Genomic DNA, 16402 nt, shown 5'->3' with positions numbered 1-16402 from the left:
ATTATTGCAAGTCAACTTTTACTGGTTCGCAACTCTTATCTTTCCGATACATAATTATTGCTAAATTCTCCTTCTTATATTTATTGTCAATTGATTTAATTGAAATAGAATATCCCGAAGATTCAATAACCAAAGATTCTAAATCCTCAACTGGTCTGAAATTTGAATTATCAATCAAAAAAGCATTTTTACTTTTATCATATAAGCTTAATTCATAATCGAATGAATTATTCATATCAAACGATAAATCATAATTATTTTCATGAAATGAATATTTAACATTAGAAATTTTCTCAACACAATTTTGTGATAAGCTAGAATAACTCATTAAAAACAAACTAATTAAAATAACTAAAAAATATTTCATCCTTTTTATATAAATCAACTAAACAAATACAATTATAAGTGTAATTAAAATTAATAAACCACAAATCTAAGGTCTTTTGGTACATATATCATAAATTAATCGAAAGAAAACAATAATTCTTTGAATTTACATACATACGGAACAAATTTCCTTAATGGATTTAAAAGCATTTCAAATATAAGTGATTCAGTTTTCTAAACAATAAAAAACAAGTAAAACTTTAACTACTACTACTTAACTTTCTATCAAACAGTATATTATGTCGATAATTAGAATTTTTACAAATATGGATAAACCTTGTTTACACATAGGATAAAAGTGTTGATTTTGTATCTTTGCAGAAAATCAGAGAATTTTAAATAAAAATATACTATGGCTTTTGATATAGACATGATAAAAGCTGTTTATGCTGGAATGAGCGAAAAAATAGCTGCAGCAAGACAGGTAGTCAACAAACCTTTAACCCTTTCAGAGAAGATACTTTATTCACATTTATGGGATGGCAAGGCAAAAAACTCATTTGTGAGAGGTAAATCTTACGTGGATTTTGCTCCGGACCGAGTAGCTATGCAAGATGCAACTGCTCAAATGGCACTTTTACAATTTATGCAAGCTGGAAGAGACCAAGCCGCTGTCCCTTCTACAGTACATTGTGATCACTTAATCTTAGCAAAAGAAGGTGCAAAAGAAGATTTAAGAAGCTCATTAACTGCTTCAGGAGAGGTTTTTAATTTCTTGGAATCAGTTTCTAATAAATATGGAATTGGCTTCTGGAAGCCGGGTGCTGGGATTATTCACCAAGTAGTTTTAGAAAATTATGCATTTCCTGGTGGAATGATGATTGGAACTGATTCTCACACTGTTAATGCTGGTGGTTTAGGAATGGTTGCTATTGGTGTTGGTGGTGCTGATGCGGTAGATGTTATGGCTGGAATGCCTTGGGAATTGAAATTTCCTAAATTAATCGGTGTGAAGTTAACTGGAAAACTAAATGGTTGGACTTCCGCTAAAGATGTTATCTTGAAAGTTGCCGGTATCTTAACTGTAAAAGGTGGAACTGGTTCAATAGTAGAATATTTTGGCCCTGGTGCACAATCACTTTCTGCAACTGGAAAAGGAACGATTTGTAATATGGGTGCTGAAATCGGTGCTACTACTTCTACTTTCGGTTATGATGATGCTATGGAGCGTTATTTAAGATCTACAGATAGAAATGATGTTGCAGATGCTGCAAATGAAGTACGTGAGCATTTAACGGGAGATGATGAAGTTTATGCAAATCCTGAGCAATATTTTGATCAAGTAATCGAAATTGATTTAACAACTTTAGAGCCACATGTAAATGGTCCTTTCACTCCAGATAGAGCCACTCCTATTTCTCAATTAAAAGCAGAAGCTGAGAAAAACGGATGGCCAACGAAAGTTGAATGGGGATTGATTGGTTCTTGTACCAATTCATCTTATGAAGATTTATCAAGAGCTTCCTCAATTGCACAACAAGCTGTTGACAAAGGCTTAAAAACAAAATCAGAATTTGGTATCAACCCTGGTTCTGAGCAAGTTAGATTTACTGCAGATCGTGACGGTTTACTGAAAATATTTGAAGATTTAGATGCTACTATCTTCACCAATGCTTGCGGACCTTGTATTGGTCAATGGTCAAGAACTGGTGCTGATAAAGGCGAGAAAAATACAATCGTTCACTCTTTTAATAGAAACTTTTCTAAAAGAGCGGATGGAAACCCTAACACTCATGCATTTGTAACATCTCCAGAAATGGTGGCGGCAATTGCGATTAGTGGTGATTTAGGATTCAATCCATTAACTGACACCTTAACCAACGAAAAAGGTGAACAGGTAAAATTAGATCCTCCATTTGGAGCGGAATTACCTGATGCTGGTTTTGCAGTTGAAGATAATGGATATCAAGCTCCAGCAAAAGATGGTAGCACTGTAGAAGTAAAAGTTGCTCCTGATTCTAAAAGATTACAATTATTAGAAGGTTTTGATGCTTGGGATGGAAAAAACATCACTGGTGCTAAATTGCTTATCAAAGCATTAGGTAAATGCACCACTGACCATATCTCTATGGCTGGACCTTGGTTAAGATTCAGAGGTCACTTGGATAATATTTCTGACAACTGCTTAATTGGAGCTGTAAATGCTTTCAATGAAGAAACTAATAAAGTGAAAAGTCAGATAACTGGTGAATATGATGCTGTTCCTGCAACGCAGAGAGAGTACAAAGCAAAAGGAATTCCGACTATAGTAGTGGGTGACCATAATTATGGTGAAGGTTCTTCAAGAGAACATGCCGCTATGGAACCTAGACATTTAGGGGTTAAAGCTGTATTGGTGAAATCATTTGCACGTATTCACGAAACCAACTTAAAGAAGCAAGGGATGTTAGGATTAACTTTTGCAGATGAAGCTGATTATGATAAAGTGCAGGAGGATGATACTATTAACTTCTTAGACCTTGATCAGTTTGCTCCAGAAAAGCCACTTAAAATAGAATTTGTTCACGCAGATGGTAGCAAAGATGTTATAAAGGCAAACCACACCTATAATGATGCTCAAATTGAATGGTTTAAAGCAGGTTCTGCATTGAATAAAATAAAAGAAGATGCGAAAGCTAGAGGATAATATTATAAATTTCTAGATTAAAAAATGAAAGGACTATTCAATGGATAGTCCTTTTTTTACGCCCTATTATTTATACTGAATCCATATTTAGAGGAAATCTAATTTCAGATTAACATTAGGCCCAACTTTATTGCAGAATATTATGTATAATGCATACAATAGAAAAAAAATACAATTATGAAAGATTTAATTACACCGAATAGATCATTAGCTAAAGAAACAGAAAAGAAACTGAATGAGCAGATTGAAATGGAAGGCAAATCATCTGCCTACTATTTATCCATGGCATCTTGGTGCGAGACCAAAGGTTATGTGAATTCAGCCAAATTTTTATATGACCATTCAGATGAAGAAAGAGGTCATATGCTAAAATTATTCAGCTATATCAATGAAGCTGGTGGACATGCTAGACAACCGGCCATTAGTGAAATCAGACATGAATTTAACAGTTTGAGAGAAGTATTCGAGCTGATTTTAGAACATGAAATTAAAGTAACCAAATCAATTCACGAATTGGTAGATCATTGTTTCAGCACTAAAGATTTTACAACTTTCAATTTCTTGCAATGGTTTGTAACCGAGCAAAGAGAGGAAGAAACTATCTCAAGAAGAGCCTTAGAGATATTCGATATCATTGGGGAAGAAGGAATGGGCTTATGGCATATCGATATTGAATTAGGAAAATTGCATGGTATTGATACTGTAGAAGAGTAAAAATCAACTTTAAACCCGCAAGGTTTTGAAAACCTTGCGGGTTTACTAAATACTAAGCCAGTACTTTACCATAAAAACTAGCACGATCTTTCCAGCTCGCGATCCCCAAAAAAGCTAGCACCAACATAGCGTGTGTTAATTACTCTAATCCCGAACTGTTTTTGCATCTCGATATAAACAATAAAGGCTCTTCGCAATTAATTTCAAGCTTCCAACCCTATTTTTCTATTATATTTTTTTGATTTTATTTCAAAACCTATACTTTTGGATTTAAAATATATGTAAAAAGAACCAAAACATCCCCAGAAATTTTATTTCAACCAAAACCATATCCACCTACGCGAGCTTCCAGCTCGTGCTCCAATTACATTTCAAAGCAAATTGCTAGCCTATTCATATTTTGGCTTTTATCTTTCCCTGCATATACACAAAACTCGGCCGACCCTGTGCAGGTCACCTCCAACCTCATTCCACCCTACAGCCTCTACCTCTCAGACTACAGCGATGCCAATCAAAGTAAATGGAATATTCAATTATTATTAAAAGATTTTACCCAAACCAATTACCAAGCTAAATTAAGAATTACTATTGAAGGAGCAGGTATAAGGTTAAGAACTCGTCAAGGTTACAGCCCCGGCCCCATCCGTCTTGAGCCTGGACTCCCCTATAAATTAGATGAAACGGACTTGAGCAATTATCTCAATATCCAAAATATGGAAGTCAGCGGCATCAACCGCAACCAACTAGCTTCCACTCAGAAACTACCTGAAGGCTTTTACCAGTTTAAGATCGAGGTACTGGATTATAACAGAAATAATAGAGTCAGCAATATTGGCACTTCGATGGCCTGGCTGGTCTTAAATGATCCTCCTTTGCTAAACTTTCCCTTTGAAGAAAAACTCCGATTACAGGATCCACAGCAAGTACAATTTCAGTGGACACCCCGGCATACTTCCTCGCCCAACAGTGCCTTTGAGACAGAATATGTTTTCAGGCTTTGGGAGATCTGGCCAGAAGGCAGGAATCCTAATGAAGTAGCACGGACTACCCAACCACTATTTGAAACTACCATCATGACTACCAGCTACTTCTATGGTTTGAACGATGCCATGCTGATCCCCGGAAGGAGTTATGCATGGCAAGTGCAGGCCATTAACCTCAACGGCAGGGACTTATTTAAAAACCAGGGCAAGAGCGAAGTGCGCTGGTTTAAATATGGGGACGAATGCCTTCCTATCACCAATCTAGGAGCAGAAGCTTTAGGAACTGATCGCATTCGGATTAGCTGGGAAGGAGGATGGAACCACAACCAATATGTAGCACAGATAAGGGAGACAGGAACAGAGGAATGGATCAATTACGGCACCAACATCGAAACACAGGTAGTCTATGACCTCAAAGCCAATACTGAATACCATATCAGGGTATTGCCTAGCTGTGGCGCCATAGAAGGTACGGCTGAAAATACTCTTACACTCTCTACTCCAGAACAGAATGTAGAAGACTTTGATTGCGGGGCAGAGCCTGACCTCCCCATCATAGAAAACAGGGAGCCCATTGCACAACTGAACCCGGGCGACCGGATAACGGCAGCGGGCTTCTCGGTCATCTTGACGGAAGTGATCAAAACGGGCGATATATACAACGGCATGGGCTTGATAGAAGTCCCGCTTTTCAACTCAGCAAGAGTGGAGGCAATGTTGAATGATATCCAAGTAAATACCGACAAGCAGTTGATAGGCGGGAATGTGGAAAGCACCCTCAACCCCAACGGGCCATTTATTTTGGACCTGGACACTGAAGATGAACTCAGCGAAGAAGGCGGAGAAGAAAATAATGATGAGGAAGAAGAAACTGAAGACCTACCCGAAACCGATATTGATATAGATGGAGAAATAGCTGATGTGGCTTATGACGAAGAAGGTGGCACTATCACCGTCACCGACACGGAAGGCAATACCACCGAAATTGATACCGAAACATCAGATGAAAACGAAGATGGGGATATCGTGATTGAGGATGAGGAAGGGAATGTTTGGGTGGTGGGTGATGATGGGGAGGTGAGTGGGCCTCATAATTCTGGTGGGGAAACTGGTGGAGAAGAGTATGCACAAGATTCACTAATTGTCCAAGAAGAATTAATTAAGGAAGTATTGGTGTATTATAAAGAAGAAATTAACTTGTGGATAGATAATTATGAAAAAGGACCTTTGGATGAATCAACTATAAATAGGTTGTCTGACTTTCCTGATTGTTTACCAGAGGATATAGATAGATTAGATGCTATTCTAATTAAAATAAATGAATATATAGAAGACCCTGATTCATTACTTGAGTTGATTCAGGAAGATGATTTACGCAGAACTAAAATTGAAAATTTTGTCTCAAAATTAAGTGGGACCCAACCACCTTATGCTTCTGGATTATCGGATGAAGAATGGGATGAACTTATAGAAATGATGTGTGTGTTTTTGATTGAAGAAGAAGAGGTTAATTATGAAGGTTTTGTTGCCACTGTGGATGGAGACACATTAAAAACAGATGAGGTTTACATTGTAAATACATCACAGATTGAGTTTAATCTTACTTTTTGGTCAAAGATTGAAGATACTAAAGAGGTTAGCTATAAAGTATCATTAGAAGAAGAAGGTGATACTACTAAAGTATCATATTCTACCGATGAAGATGACGAGGTTATTACGAACAAGACTTGGACTCTTATATTGAAGCCGGTAAAAGAAGGAAAGTATACTATTACCCATAAGCTTCATGAAAGTGATGAGGTTAAATATGAATTTTGGGTAAGACATCAAAATCATGAATTTGCCTGTAAAGTTTGTGGTCGTGATTTAAAAATGACACATGAAAAGCTTAAAAAATTATTTCCTAGTAGTAGTACTGTGAAAAACAATACTGTAATCAATGATTACTTTAAACTTGCTGTAGAGAAGGCTGAATTAAATACTTGTTATAGACAGGCTCATTTTTTTTCTCAGATTGCTCATGAAAGTAATGGTATGAAAGCCACTTCAGAAGGCACTAATTATAGTTTAGAAAGAATGTTAGAAGTATGGAAATGGAATTCTAATTCTAAAACTGTTTTTTACAAACAATCTTTTTGGGATGAAGAAGATTATCTTGATTATGCTAGTATCAGACTATATATGAAAATGGTTGGCACGGAAACTGATGTTTCAAAGTATAAGTCTTCAAGTAATCAAACATACAACTGGGGAAATAAGGAAAATAATAAAGTAACGATAAAGACAGAATTTTCTAAAAATGACGAAGGAGAATTTAAAAGGGAAATACTTTCAAGCTCGCAAAAGAAAGCGAATGGTAAAAGGTTACTAAATCTTGTTTATTCAAACGGGGTTGGGCACGGAAATGGAGATGTGGCAAGTGGAGATGGGTACAAATATAGAGGTAGAGGGGCAATTCAATTGACTGGAAAAGCTAATTATAAAGCTATCTCTGATAAATGCAATAGTCTTTTTGGTACAAATTATGATTGGGTTAGCAATCCAGATGAAGTAAAAGATAGCCTTAAAGCTACCGTTCTTTCAGCATCCGCATTTATAATAAATCGACTTGGTTCAATTTCCAAATTGGATACAGAATGCACATCAGAAAATGAGTATGATAAGTGTGTTCGTCCAGTTACAAAATTGGTGAATGGAGGGTCTGTAGGATTAGCTGACCGAAAGGAAAAATTTAAAGAAATGATAGAAGGAATGTATAACAATTGTAAGCCTAAGAAAGAATGAGGTCAATATTATTAATTTTTATTTTGTTTAACTATTCAAGCTGTATTGTAGCTCAAGATACTGATAAATGTTATCAAAAAACACAATCCAAATCTGATATCAAGAAGCTTGAACCTGTTATTTGTATTCCTGAGGATTTTTATATAGTAGATATTTATGAAAAAGACCTTAACAATGATGGTAAAATTGATAAAGTTGCTGAATGGTTTAAAGAAGATCTTAGTAATGGAGACACCATTTTTCATTCTATTTATTTTCAAGAATTAGATAGTACTTTCACACATTTTGAAACTTATGGTAATTTATCTCAATTATATTTTGACATCCAAAGTCAGAGTAATGATGTTATTTTAGAAGATAGCCTATTGAATGAGATTAAATTTAGTTACCAATATTATGGAGGTCTCCCCACCTTTTATGAAGGTGGTTTTTCAATAGAGTTTTACACCGATGCTGCCGGATATAAAAAGCTATTTTTTGAGTTTTCTGAAGATAAAAATGATTTTATTTTGAGAAAAGAACAGGATTGGCTTGCTCCTAGAACAGCAACATGGACAGAAGATGAAAAAATGGAAAATGAAATTATTTACACTGTACAAGAAGGTATGTCAATTAAAGATTTTAATATGTTAGAATATTTAGAATAATCTACCTTAAAATAAAAGTGTCTTTTCTTTCAATAAGGCTAAACCTTAAAATTCTCTTCTTAGGTATGAGAATTGCGGTTAAATTATATTTGCAACAAATGAAATATACAACTACAATTGCTTTAATCTTATTTCTGTATTTTCAGGGAACGTCACAAGAGATCACGAATATTTATGCAGATAAAAGTTTGGATGAGGTATTGAAACCAAAATGGGAATATCCCTACGAAAAAAATGATTTTTCACATTATTTTTCAAAATACCCATTAATTAAAAATGACCTACTTATCCATCATTTTAATATGGATTTTGTAGTGGATTTAAAATCGTCCAAGCAATTATTTTTTTCTATTACTTCAGATCAGCAAGTTATTAAATCGAGGTTGCCAGATAGTCTGTTAGTATATGATCTGATGGATAAGTTAGTTATTAAAAATATTTTCACAGGAAAAAATTTTCTTACCAAAAGAAAGTATAAAAAATTTGGTTTTATCAGTGATGGAGATTATCCCTATTTCTTAAAAGACTCTGTAATTTACTATTTGGAGGATAAAAACAAACTCTTTGCATTCAATCCATTTACCAAGAATGAGGTATGGCAGAGTGAATTTCCAGAGACCGTATATACTTTTCAAGAATACAAAGATAATTTGATCAATTTAACTACCCGCACTACTTTTTATCAATTGGATAAAAACACAGGGGAGACGATTTGGAGCCTTCCAATTATTACTGAAGGAGAATCTTCCTTAAATGGGGAGCTTAATAAGCAAGGTGATAAGCTTTATCTCTGGGCTGAATCTTTTGGGTTAAATGTGGTGAACCTCAATACACGCCAAATAGAATCTACTTGGCTAAAAGGTAGAGATAATTCTGATTTCACAATGCAGATGATCTTTGAAAATGATAGTATCTTCGCCCGTACTCCTATGAATGTATATTGCATTAGTAAAACCACCGGGGAAGTTTATTGGATATCTGATGATGTGAAAATAGTTTCAGACATTACCCTTACAGATGATTATATATTTTTTGAACAAAATGGGAAGGAGGGTTTAGCTGGAGTAATAACTGTTTTGAACCGCCATACGCACAAAATTGAATATGCTCAATTTACTTCTGAAAAGTATCCTCCAACCGATGATAATTATCAAAACCAATTAGATCTGTCAAAAATACAATTTCTAGAAAGACCTTATAATAAAAAGTATTTGTTGGGTTCTAGTTTGCATAATGTTTATTGTTTTGAAATCATAAGCATCATTGACGAGTAATTTTTTAGTAAAGAAAGTGGCCTTAACGATATTTGATCTAGAATTCTTTTTAAAGAAGCGTACTAGTAATTACTGTTTGGAGCTCTCCTCTTTTCCTCCATACTCCTCTGTACGCTATTGTTCTCTTTTTTAAAAAAACTAGTGGTTTTATTGGTATCAGCATAAATTAGAAATTTCAGAAGTATGTTATTTTGCAAAATATATCTATATTAGATAATTAATGGTTTATACTTAATCAATATATTAAGACCGTATTACCAAGCATTTAAAATTTTACAACGAGAAAATAGATTTTAAATGACATCTTACTTTTTTATATTAGCTATTCAAACTGCCGTGCACAATATTGCAGGAACGGGATGATTACAAAAATTAAAACTCAAAATATACTAATGCTCTTCATGTTTTGATTTAACTAATTTGTAAGACATAACAAATGTCCAGATTTGTAGCGTCCCGATATTTATCCTTTCTACCAAACCAAAGTATGGAAGACCTTTGGCGAAAAAGAATCCTGCCAATCCACCGAAGATGATGATAAGTATTCCGCAGATCAAAGAAAAGTTACCTAATGCCTTCCATTCTTTTTCTTTCTTAAGTCCAAAACCAATTAGCAGGGGTGTCAGAATGGTGAATGGCACAATCAGGACAGTTACTACAAGGTGCATACTTCCAGCGAAAGTAGGTTCTGCACCAGGAAAATCCTGAGGAAAGAAGCTGTAAGATATTGAAATAACATGTAGGAGAATAAAAGAAACACCACCCCAAAAAACTAATTTGTGGCGCTTTCTCCCCTCAAAAAAAGTAAAAGCGACTGCAAAAATTAAAGCCATTACACCGTAGGTGTTAGTAAACAGCAACAATAAAGATCTATTTGGTGCTCCTGTTGCTGTTAAATCACTTATGGGCTGTTGAAGGTGACTATATGTTTTCCACAAATACCCACCCAGCAGGATATGCAAAAGGTAAATTACAACCGCCAGCATTCCGGAAGAAAGTAAAATTTTTCGAAGATATAGTTTCATATTCTTATACTAAGATATTAAAACTACCTCATATATTGATTTGAAAATAGAAGGATTTATAAGTCTGCTTTTAAAAATTTATTCTTGCTGAAAATATGGTTAAAAAAACATTTATTAATACTCTGAATTTTCACTTACAAACTTTCTTGAACACTGTCAATTTCGGTGGAATTAATACCAATACCTATTGATTGATTATCCTTGTAGGTATTTTTCTTTAAATATGATATAAATTGGAGTGGATAAATTAGTATTTCAGCATGCGGAGCATGGGAATGGGGACAGTTTATTAATTTGCAATTCGATTCATAACCATTTCATACAATTCTTGCGCACTGTTCGTGCTTCCCTGAGCTCCTCTTTCAAGTGCCATCATCTTATGTTCATGGGAATTTGAACATGCATATATGAAATAGGGGGTCTGTTTTCCTGATTTTCTAAGCTTTTCAAGTAAAACATATCCTTCTTGAGAGCCTTCTTTTCTACCCATATCTGAAATGATTGCAGCGTATTTGTTATTCTTTAAATTTTCCATGGCTTCATTTGTGGACTGGGCAAGGCTGAATTCAATTCCTTGTGATTCAAATGCCTTTCTTTCATAAACATTGTTTTCAGGTCTATCATCAACCCAAAGCACCTTGTTTTTCCACTTTTCAGATTGTTCAGCAGTTTTTTGCGGACTTGTCTTTGAAACAAACAAGCTCAATAATTGAATTCAACTGTTCTTGAGCAAGTTCGCTATTTTGTGATCCATTTGGTTGTTTTGCTGTTGCTGCTGCAATAGATGCTACAGCCGACATTTTCATTTTTAAAAAATTTTCTTCGTTTTTGAAATCAGAGGGGCCATAAATCTTATCATGATGTTTAGAAACAAGCCAAAGAAATCCGATAAAAACTATTACCGGAAAAAAAACTAAAAAAAAATAAGAGGTCTGAAATGCTGGGTTAAGGAACTTCCGAATGTCACGGCAAGTGTTGCAACCCCATAAACTAATACAATAAATAGTGCAATTATTCCTAAAGGGCTTTTGGTAAACCCTTTTGCAGAATCTGCAAATCCTTTAATGTCTGTTGCCATGTCATTTCTTTTTAATCTTAACCAATGTTTTACTTTATGAAACATTTGGGAAAGCGAGCCGCTTTCGTATCCACCGTTATAGAAAGTTGATGATTGAAAAGATGCTCGAATAACCACTTCACCCAAGATGTTTATAACCGAGTTAGGTAAAGTTATTATTATCTATCGTTTAATCGCTTTATATCCCATACTCGACAAATCTCCATCTTTATCGAAAAGTTTCATATTTCTATCAGAGTCAATGCGGTAAAACTCTCCATATTTATTCCCCTTTACGTAATAGTCATTTCCTTTTTTTGAAAGAATCTCGGTTTTAAAATCACCTTGTGGTATCACACTGACGTATTCATTTCCTTCTTTATAAATCTCAAATGCATAACTTTGATTTACTGTGGTATTTGTTATTGTCCACTTTCCTAACAATTCATACTCTGATTTAATTTTATCGTAATTTGCGTTACCTGTTTTTGTTTCTACTTTCTCCACAGATTTGGAATCTATAGCTTCTTCAAAAATCTTAGTGAATGTTTTTGTTATTTCTGTTTCTTGGCCTTTCGAACTTGCATAAGCTAATCCAAGCTGTTCCAATTCTCCAGCTACAATTCCTTTTTTAAGAAGCAATTTTGAATCTGGATTATCTTTAAGTTCTTGTACTTTTTCAAGCCATGCATTATTTGAACCACCTGCTCCGAATCCGTTTGTTTTAAAATCCGCAGAACTTTTAAAAGTCTGCAATTCTTTATGAAGTGCCTTAAACTCTTCAAAAATAATTTCTAATCTCTCAGTTTCAGATAACGAATCAACTTTTTTCTCGGAGTTTTGATTTGTTCCACATGAAGTTAAAACTAATAAAATCAGTGATAGTAAGGTAGAATTTTTCATATCATTTTATTTTTAATTGTTTGTTGTCGTGATCTACTCTAATTTTATCTAACAATCCAATAGTAACAAGTCACAATCCAAAACTAAATATAGCAAAAATCCTATTTTCACTATATAACCCAAACCATCCATTTCAACCAAAAAATTAAATAATTATAGGTTTTGGTTGCTGATGAACTTGCAGAATAAATGTAGCAGATTAATTTTAAAACACATCCTAAAAATATAATGGTTAATCGAAAAACATGGTGATTTTAAAATCACTTCCTGACTTTCAGGAATGACATAGGCTATTATTTTAAGACAATATTCCTTGATGGTAAATGGTAATTTTGAAGTTTTACTTATTCTTGACTGATATATTCCTATCTTTCTATTTTCCTTTTTGCTTGATCAAAAAGAAAGAAAAAATCAAGACAAAATAATGCTTCATCCCACATCCATCCACTGGCCCGCTATTTTGTCCTCCCTCCCGCTTTTCCGAGTTCCTCGGAAGTGGTCGAGTTAGTTCTGTTGAAAATGTGCAATAACCAATCAAGAATTTGCTTTGTCTCTCACCTTAGGACAACATAGGTTTCAAAGAACAATCTATTTTAGTGGAATAATTAAAAATCATCTAGAAGCAAGCTAAAAGGAGTTTGAGCAATGTTTGATAAAGTTGAATTTATTTGGTGAGTTTATTAATATCTAACTCCCCAACTTTCGCCTTAAGCGAAAAAGCGGGCCGGAGGGTAAAATGGCGGGCAGGCGTTGACATTTGCGGGAAGTAGCATCATTTTACCTAGATTTTTTGCCAGCCAATAGCTGGTCAGCCTCTGGCTGGCATACTTTTTCATCAATGGAAAAAGTATGAATGATTTTGCCAGAATTAAAGTGCAAAAATTTACTCTTTTTCACTTCACCAAAGGATTTAAAATCTATTGAGATTTATCATCCATCCACCCCAATATATCCCCCATCAAATTTTCAAAATCTACATCATGATGGATTTCGTGTTTTGAATTTGGGTAACTTTTGAAAGTGAATAAATTGCTGTCTTTAGCAAATTCAGCAGTTGCATCATGTGAAATGATTTTATCCTGCTGTCCGTGGGCTAAAAATACTTTGTGCTTAAACTTATGGGTATTATGAATCAGGTACTCCCCTCCTTTTGTAATGGAAGTAAATAATTTGGCTGAAACTTTATTGTGAATTAAGGGATCACTTTCGTATTTCTCGACCTCCTCTTTTATACTGGAAATATCCTCGGCTTTTAAACCGGAAGGTTGAATTAAACTTGGAATAATATCTGCCACCCAATTCCCTAAATTCACTTTCCATTTTGGTGGCTCAAAAGCCAATTTAATCCAAGGGGAAGTCGCTATACCTGCTGTGATTTCATTTGATTGATCTTTAGCCAGATAATTCAAGATAATATTTCCTCCCATGCTATGTCCATAGAGGTATAAGTCTGCATTTAAATAATCTACTCTAACAAAACGAATAAAATATTCTATATCGGTCAATAGCTGCTCCATACTGGGGGCATGTCCTTTTTTGCCTTCTGAATTACCATGACCTCTTAAAGTTAAAGCAATAACAGAAATCCCTTTTTCATTGAAATATTCCGCTACTCCTTGAAATCTTCCGGCATGCTCTCCATGACCATGCACTATCAAAACAATCTTCTCAGGATTATCTGATTGAACATATTCTTGAACTTCTAATGATAAATTATCTGAAGTTTTGAAATGTGAGATTTTCTTATCCATTGAAATTGCTAAATTACTTTATAATCATGTATAAAAATGCTGCAAAGGCTGCTCCGCTTAAAGGGCCAATAATTGGAATCCAACTGTAGGCCCAATCACTCCCTCCTTTACCTTTAATGGGCAAAATTTGATGCATTATTCGCGGACCTAAATCACGAGCTGGGTTTATAGCATAGCCTGTAGTTCCGCCTAAAGCTAAACCTATTACCCATACTAAAATGGCTACAGGTAATGCTCCTAAATCACCCAAACCAATCGGAGTACCATTTGTATCCATCAATTGAGGTGGGGTAGAAAATAGAATAACTATAATTAGCACGAAAGTTCCGATAAATTCAGAGATGAAATTGGTTTTCGCATCTCGTATGGCAGGAGCTGTTGCGAATGGGGCAAATAACAAGCCTTTATCATCTGTAGCTTCAAAATGCCTTTGATAAATTAGCCAGGCACAAAAAGAACCAAAAGCAGCTCCTAAAATTTGTGCTGGAATATAAATCCATAATAAATCCCAAGCGAAATCACCGGTTAAAGCCAAAGCTAAACTTACGGCTGGATTAATATGAGCTCCACTATGAGGTCCTGCTACTACCACCGCTATAAAAACTCCAAAAGCCCAGGCAGTCGTAATCACCATCCATCCTGAACCAGCTGCTTTAGTTTTGGGTAAAACCACATTGGCTACCACTCCAGAGCCCATCAATATTAATAAAAATGTACCTAAAAATTCTGCTACAAAATAGTTCATCTGTTTTTATGATTCTAACCAATCCTGACTGCGATCAACAGCCTTGTGCCAAAAATGCAATAATTTTTTAACTTCTTCTTTATCCATTTCAGGATTATAGGATTGTTCGGCTTCCCAAAGTGATTGCAGGGCATCCATATCTTTCCAATAGCCCACGGCTAATCCTGCTAAAAAGGCTGCTCCTACCGCAGTAGTTTCAGTAATTTTAGGCCGAGTAATGGTGCAATCCACTAAATCAGACTGAAATTGCATCAAAAAATTATTCTCTGAAGCTCCACCATCCACTCTCATTTCTTGTGTTTTATGTCCAGCATCCTTTTCCATGGCGGCCAAAACATCATTTACTTGATAGGCTATCGCTTCTAAAGCTGCCCGTGCCATGTGTGCTTTTGTAGTTCCTCTTGTAATCCCAAAAAATGTACCTCTTGCATCCTGATTCCAATAAGGCGCACCTAAACCAGTTAAAGCTGGGACAAAATAAACGCCTTCATTATCTTTTAAGGAAGTGGCCAAGGCTTCGGATTCACTTGCTTTGCGGAAAAGCTCTAAACCGTCTCTGAGCCATTGAATTGCTGCACCGCCAATAAAAACACTTCCCTCTAAAGCATATTGTACCTTGTCCCCTATTTGCCAGGCCACGGTCGTCAATAATTTATTATTGGATTTCACCGGTTCATCTCCAGTATTCATCACCAAAAAGCAACCAGTTCCATAGGTAGTTTTTGCCATTCCTTTTTCGGAGCAGAGTTGTCCGAAAAGTGCAGCTTGTTGATCACCGGCTATACCTGCAATAGGAATTTTATGAGAGAATAAATCCCCAGCTGTAGTGCAATAGACTTCACTGCTTGACTTTACTTCTGGTAACATGGATTCAGGGATCTCAAACAAATCCAGTAATTCTTTATCCCACTTTTTCTCATGAATATTGAAAATCATGGTTCGGCTTGCATTGGTGATATCTGTGTAATGATGTTTTCCAGAAGTCAATTTGTAAACCAACCAACTGTCGACCGTACCAAAACATAATTCCCCATTTTCGGCTTTTGCTCTTGCTCCTTCTACATTATCTAAAATCCATTTAATTTTAGTGGCTGAAAAATAAGCATCAATGATTAAGCCTGTTTTATCATTGATTTTTTCAGACAAGCCTTTCTTTTTTAATTCATTGCAATAGTTGGCCGTTCTTCTATCCTGCCAAACAATGGCTTTATGGATGGGTTTTCCGGTATTTCTATCCCAAACTATGGTAGTTTCTCTTTGATTGGTTATCCCAATACCTGCAATTTGAGTGGGCGTAATATTGGCTTTGGTGATGGCTTCCGTGGCAACCGAGGCTTGGGATGTCCAGATTTCATTGGCATCATGTTCTACCCAGCCTGATTGCGGGAAAAATTGTTCAAATTCTTTTTGAGCTACCGCTACTATCTCGGCTTTTTCATTGAATAGAATTGCTCTTGAGCTTGTGGTACCCTGATCGAGGGATAAAATATATTGAGGTTTTTCCAT

General features: G+C 35.3%; 13 protein-coding genes. 5 read left to right on the top strand and 8 right to left on the bottom strand.

Features of this window, described 5'->3' with window-relative positions; translation table 11 throughout:
• Window position 1: 1 nt before the first annotated feature.
• Window positions 2-367: a hypothetical protein gene (locus QYS49_RS10330; RefSeq protein WP_308347154.1), complete on the bottom strand. Its 366-nt coding sequence runs from the start codon at window positions 365-367 to the stop codon at window positions 2-4.
• Window positions 368-739: 372 nt separating this feature from the next.
• On the opposite strand from QYS49_RS10330, the gene QYS49_RS10325 reads away from it, so the two are divergent.
• The 5 genes from QYS49_RS10325 to QYS49_RS10305 all read left to right on the top strand — a co-directional run bounded on the left by QYS49_RS10325 (window position 740) and on the right by QYS49_RS10305 (window position 9415).
• The gene (locus QYS49_RS10325) at window positions 740-3013 is read left to right on the top strand and encodes an aconitate hydratase (protein WP_308347153.1); all 2274 of its coding nucleotides are present in this window, start codon (window positions 740-742) and stop codon (window positions 3011-3013) included.
• A gap of 177 nt (window positions 3014-3190) precedes the next feature.
• The gene (locus tag QYS49_RS10320; RefSeq protein ID WP_308347152.1) at window positions 3191-3727 is read left to right on the top strand and encodes a ferritin; all 537 of its coding nucleotides are present in this window, start codon (window positions 3191-3193) and stop codon (window positions 3725-3727) included.
• A gap of 446 nt (window positions 3728-4173) precedes the next feature.
• Window positions 4174-7494 (top strand): hypothetical protein, encoded by a 3321-nt coding sequence (locus QYS49_RS10315; protein ID WP_308347151.1) that lies wholly within the window; start codon window positions 4174-4176, stop codon window positions 7492-7494.
• Window positions 7491-8141 (top strand): Rossmann-fold NAD(P)-binding domain-containing protein, encoded by a 651-nt coding sequence (locus QYS49_RS10310; protein ID WP_308347150.1) that lies wholly within the window; start codon window positions 7491-7493, stop codon window positions 8139-8141. The genes QYS49_RS10315 and QYS49_RS10310 overlap by 4 nt, the downstream gene beginning before the upstream one ends.
• Before the next feature lie 98 nt (window positions 8142-8239).
• On the top strand, window positions 8240-9415 hold the full coding sequence (locus QYS49_RS10305; protein WP_308347149.1) for an outer membrane protein assembly factor BamB family protein: 1176 nt from the start codon (window positions 8240-8242) through the stop codon (window positions 9413-9415).
• A 389-nt stretch (window positions 9416-9804) separates the two neighbouring features.
• On the opposite strand, the gene QYS49_RS10300 is transcribed toward QYS49_RS10305, so the two are convergent.
• From QYS49_RS10300 to glpK, 7 genes are all read right to left on the bottom strand, one after another.
• Window positions 9805-10440: a DUF998 domain-containing protein gene (locus tag QYS49_RS10300; protein ID WP_308347148.1), complete on the bottom strand. Its 636-nt coding sequence runs from the start codon at window positions 10438-10440 to the stop codon at window positions 9805-9807.
• Window positions 10441-10729: 289 nt separating this feature from the next.
• Window positions 10730-11140 (bottom strand): response regulator, encoded by a 411-nt coding sequence (locus QYS49_RS10295; RefSeq protein WP_308347147.1) that lies wholly within the window; start codon window positions 11138-11140, stop codon window positions 10730-10732.
• 213 nt (window positions 11141-11353) lie between these two features.
• Entirely contained in the window at window positions 11354-11518 is a 165-nt protein-coding gene (locus QYS49_RS10290) for a hypothetical protein (RefSeq protein ID WP_308347146.1), read from the bottom strand.
• A 162-nt stretch (window positions 11519-11680) separates the two neighbouring features.
• Window positions 11681-12400 carry a hypothetical protein gene (locus tag QYS49_RS10285; protein ID WP_308347145.1) on the bottom strand — a complete coding sequence of 240 codons (720 nt, stop codon included), beginning with the start codon at window positions 12398-12400 and terminating at the stop codon, window positions 11681-11683.
• A gap of 917 nt (window positions 12401-13317) precedes the next feature.
• Complete coding sequence (locus QYS49_RS10280; protein ID WP_308347144.1) at window positions 13318-14151, bottom strand: alpha/beta hydrolase; 834 nt, start codon at window positions 14149-14151, stop codon at window positions 13318-13320.
• Window positions 14152-14164: 13 nt separating this feature from the next.
• On the bottom strand, window positions 14165-14896 hold the full coding sequence (locus tag QYS49_RS10275; RefSeq protein WP_308347143.1) for an MIP/aquaporin family protein: 732 nt from the start codon (window positions 14894-14896) through the stop codon (window positions 14165-14167).
• Window positions 14897-14902: 6 nt separating this feature from the next.
• Window positions 14903-16402 carry a glycerol kinase GlpK gene (gene glpK / locus QYS49_RS10270; RefSeq protein WP_308347142.1) on the bottom strand — a complete coding sequence of 500 codons (1500 nt, stop codon included), beginning with the start codon at window positions 16400-16402 and terminating at the stop codon, window positions 14903-14905.

The sequence above is a fragment of the Marivirga salinae genome, from assembly GCF_030503855.1.
Classification (GTDB): Bacteria; Bacteroidota; Bacteroidia; order Cytophagales; family Cyclobacteriaceae; genus Marivirga; species Marivirga salinarum.
The sequence above is the reverse complement of the archived record's forward strand: the minus strand, read 5'-3'. Positions and strand labels throughout refer to the sequence as shown.

Bases quoted from the DNA above. Each gene is read 5' to 3' on its own strand.
- QYS49_RS10305 (WP_308347149.1), top strand. From the start codon at position 8,240: ATGAAATATACAACTACAATTGCTTTAATCTTATTTCTGTATTTTCAG.
- QYS49_RS10285 (WP_308347145.1), bottom strand. From the start codon at position 12,400: ATGAAAAATTCTACCTTACTATCACTGATTTTATTAGTTTTAACTTCA.
- QYS49_RS10310 (WP_308347150.1), top strand. From the start codon at position 7,491: ATGAGGTCAATATTATTAATTTTTATTTTGTTTAACTATTCAAGCTGT.
- QYS49_RS10330 (WP_308347154.1), bottom strand. From the start codon at position 367: ATGAAATATTTTTTAGTTATTTTAATTAGTTTGTTTTTAATGAGTTAT.
- QYS49_RS10290 (WP_308347146.1), bottom strand. From the start codon at position 11,518: ATGGCAACAGACATTAAAGGATTTGCAGATTCTGCAAAAGGGTTTACC.
- glpK (WP_308347142.1), bottom strand. From the start codon at position 16,402: ATGGAAAAACCTCAATATATTTTATCCCTCGATCAGGGTACCACAAGC.
- QYS49_RS10325 (WP_308347153.1), top strand. From the start codon at position 740: ATGGCTTTTGATATAGACATGATAAAAGCTGTTTATGCTGGAATGAGC.
- QYS49_RS10320 (WP_308347152.1), top strand. From the start codon at position 3,191: ATGAAAGATTTAATTACACCGAATAGATCATTAGCTAAAGAAACAGAA.
- QYS49_RS10300 (WP_308347148.1), bottom strand. From the start codon at position 10,440: ATGAAACTATATCTTCGAAAAATTTTACTTTCTTCCGGAATGCTGGCG.
- QYS49_RS10275 (WP_308347143.1), bottom strand. From the start codon at position 14,896: ATGAACTATTTTGTAGCAGAATTTTTAGGTACATTTTTATTAATATTG.
- QYS49_RS10280 (WP_308347144.1), bottom strand. From the start codon at position 14,151: ATGGATAAGAAAATCTCACATTTCAAAACTTCAGATAATTTATCATTA.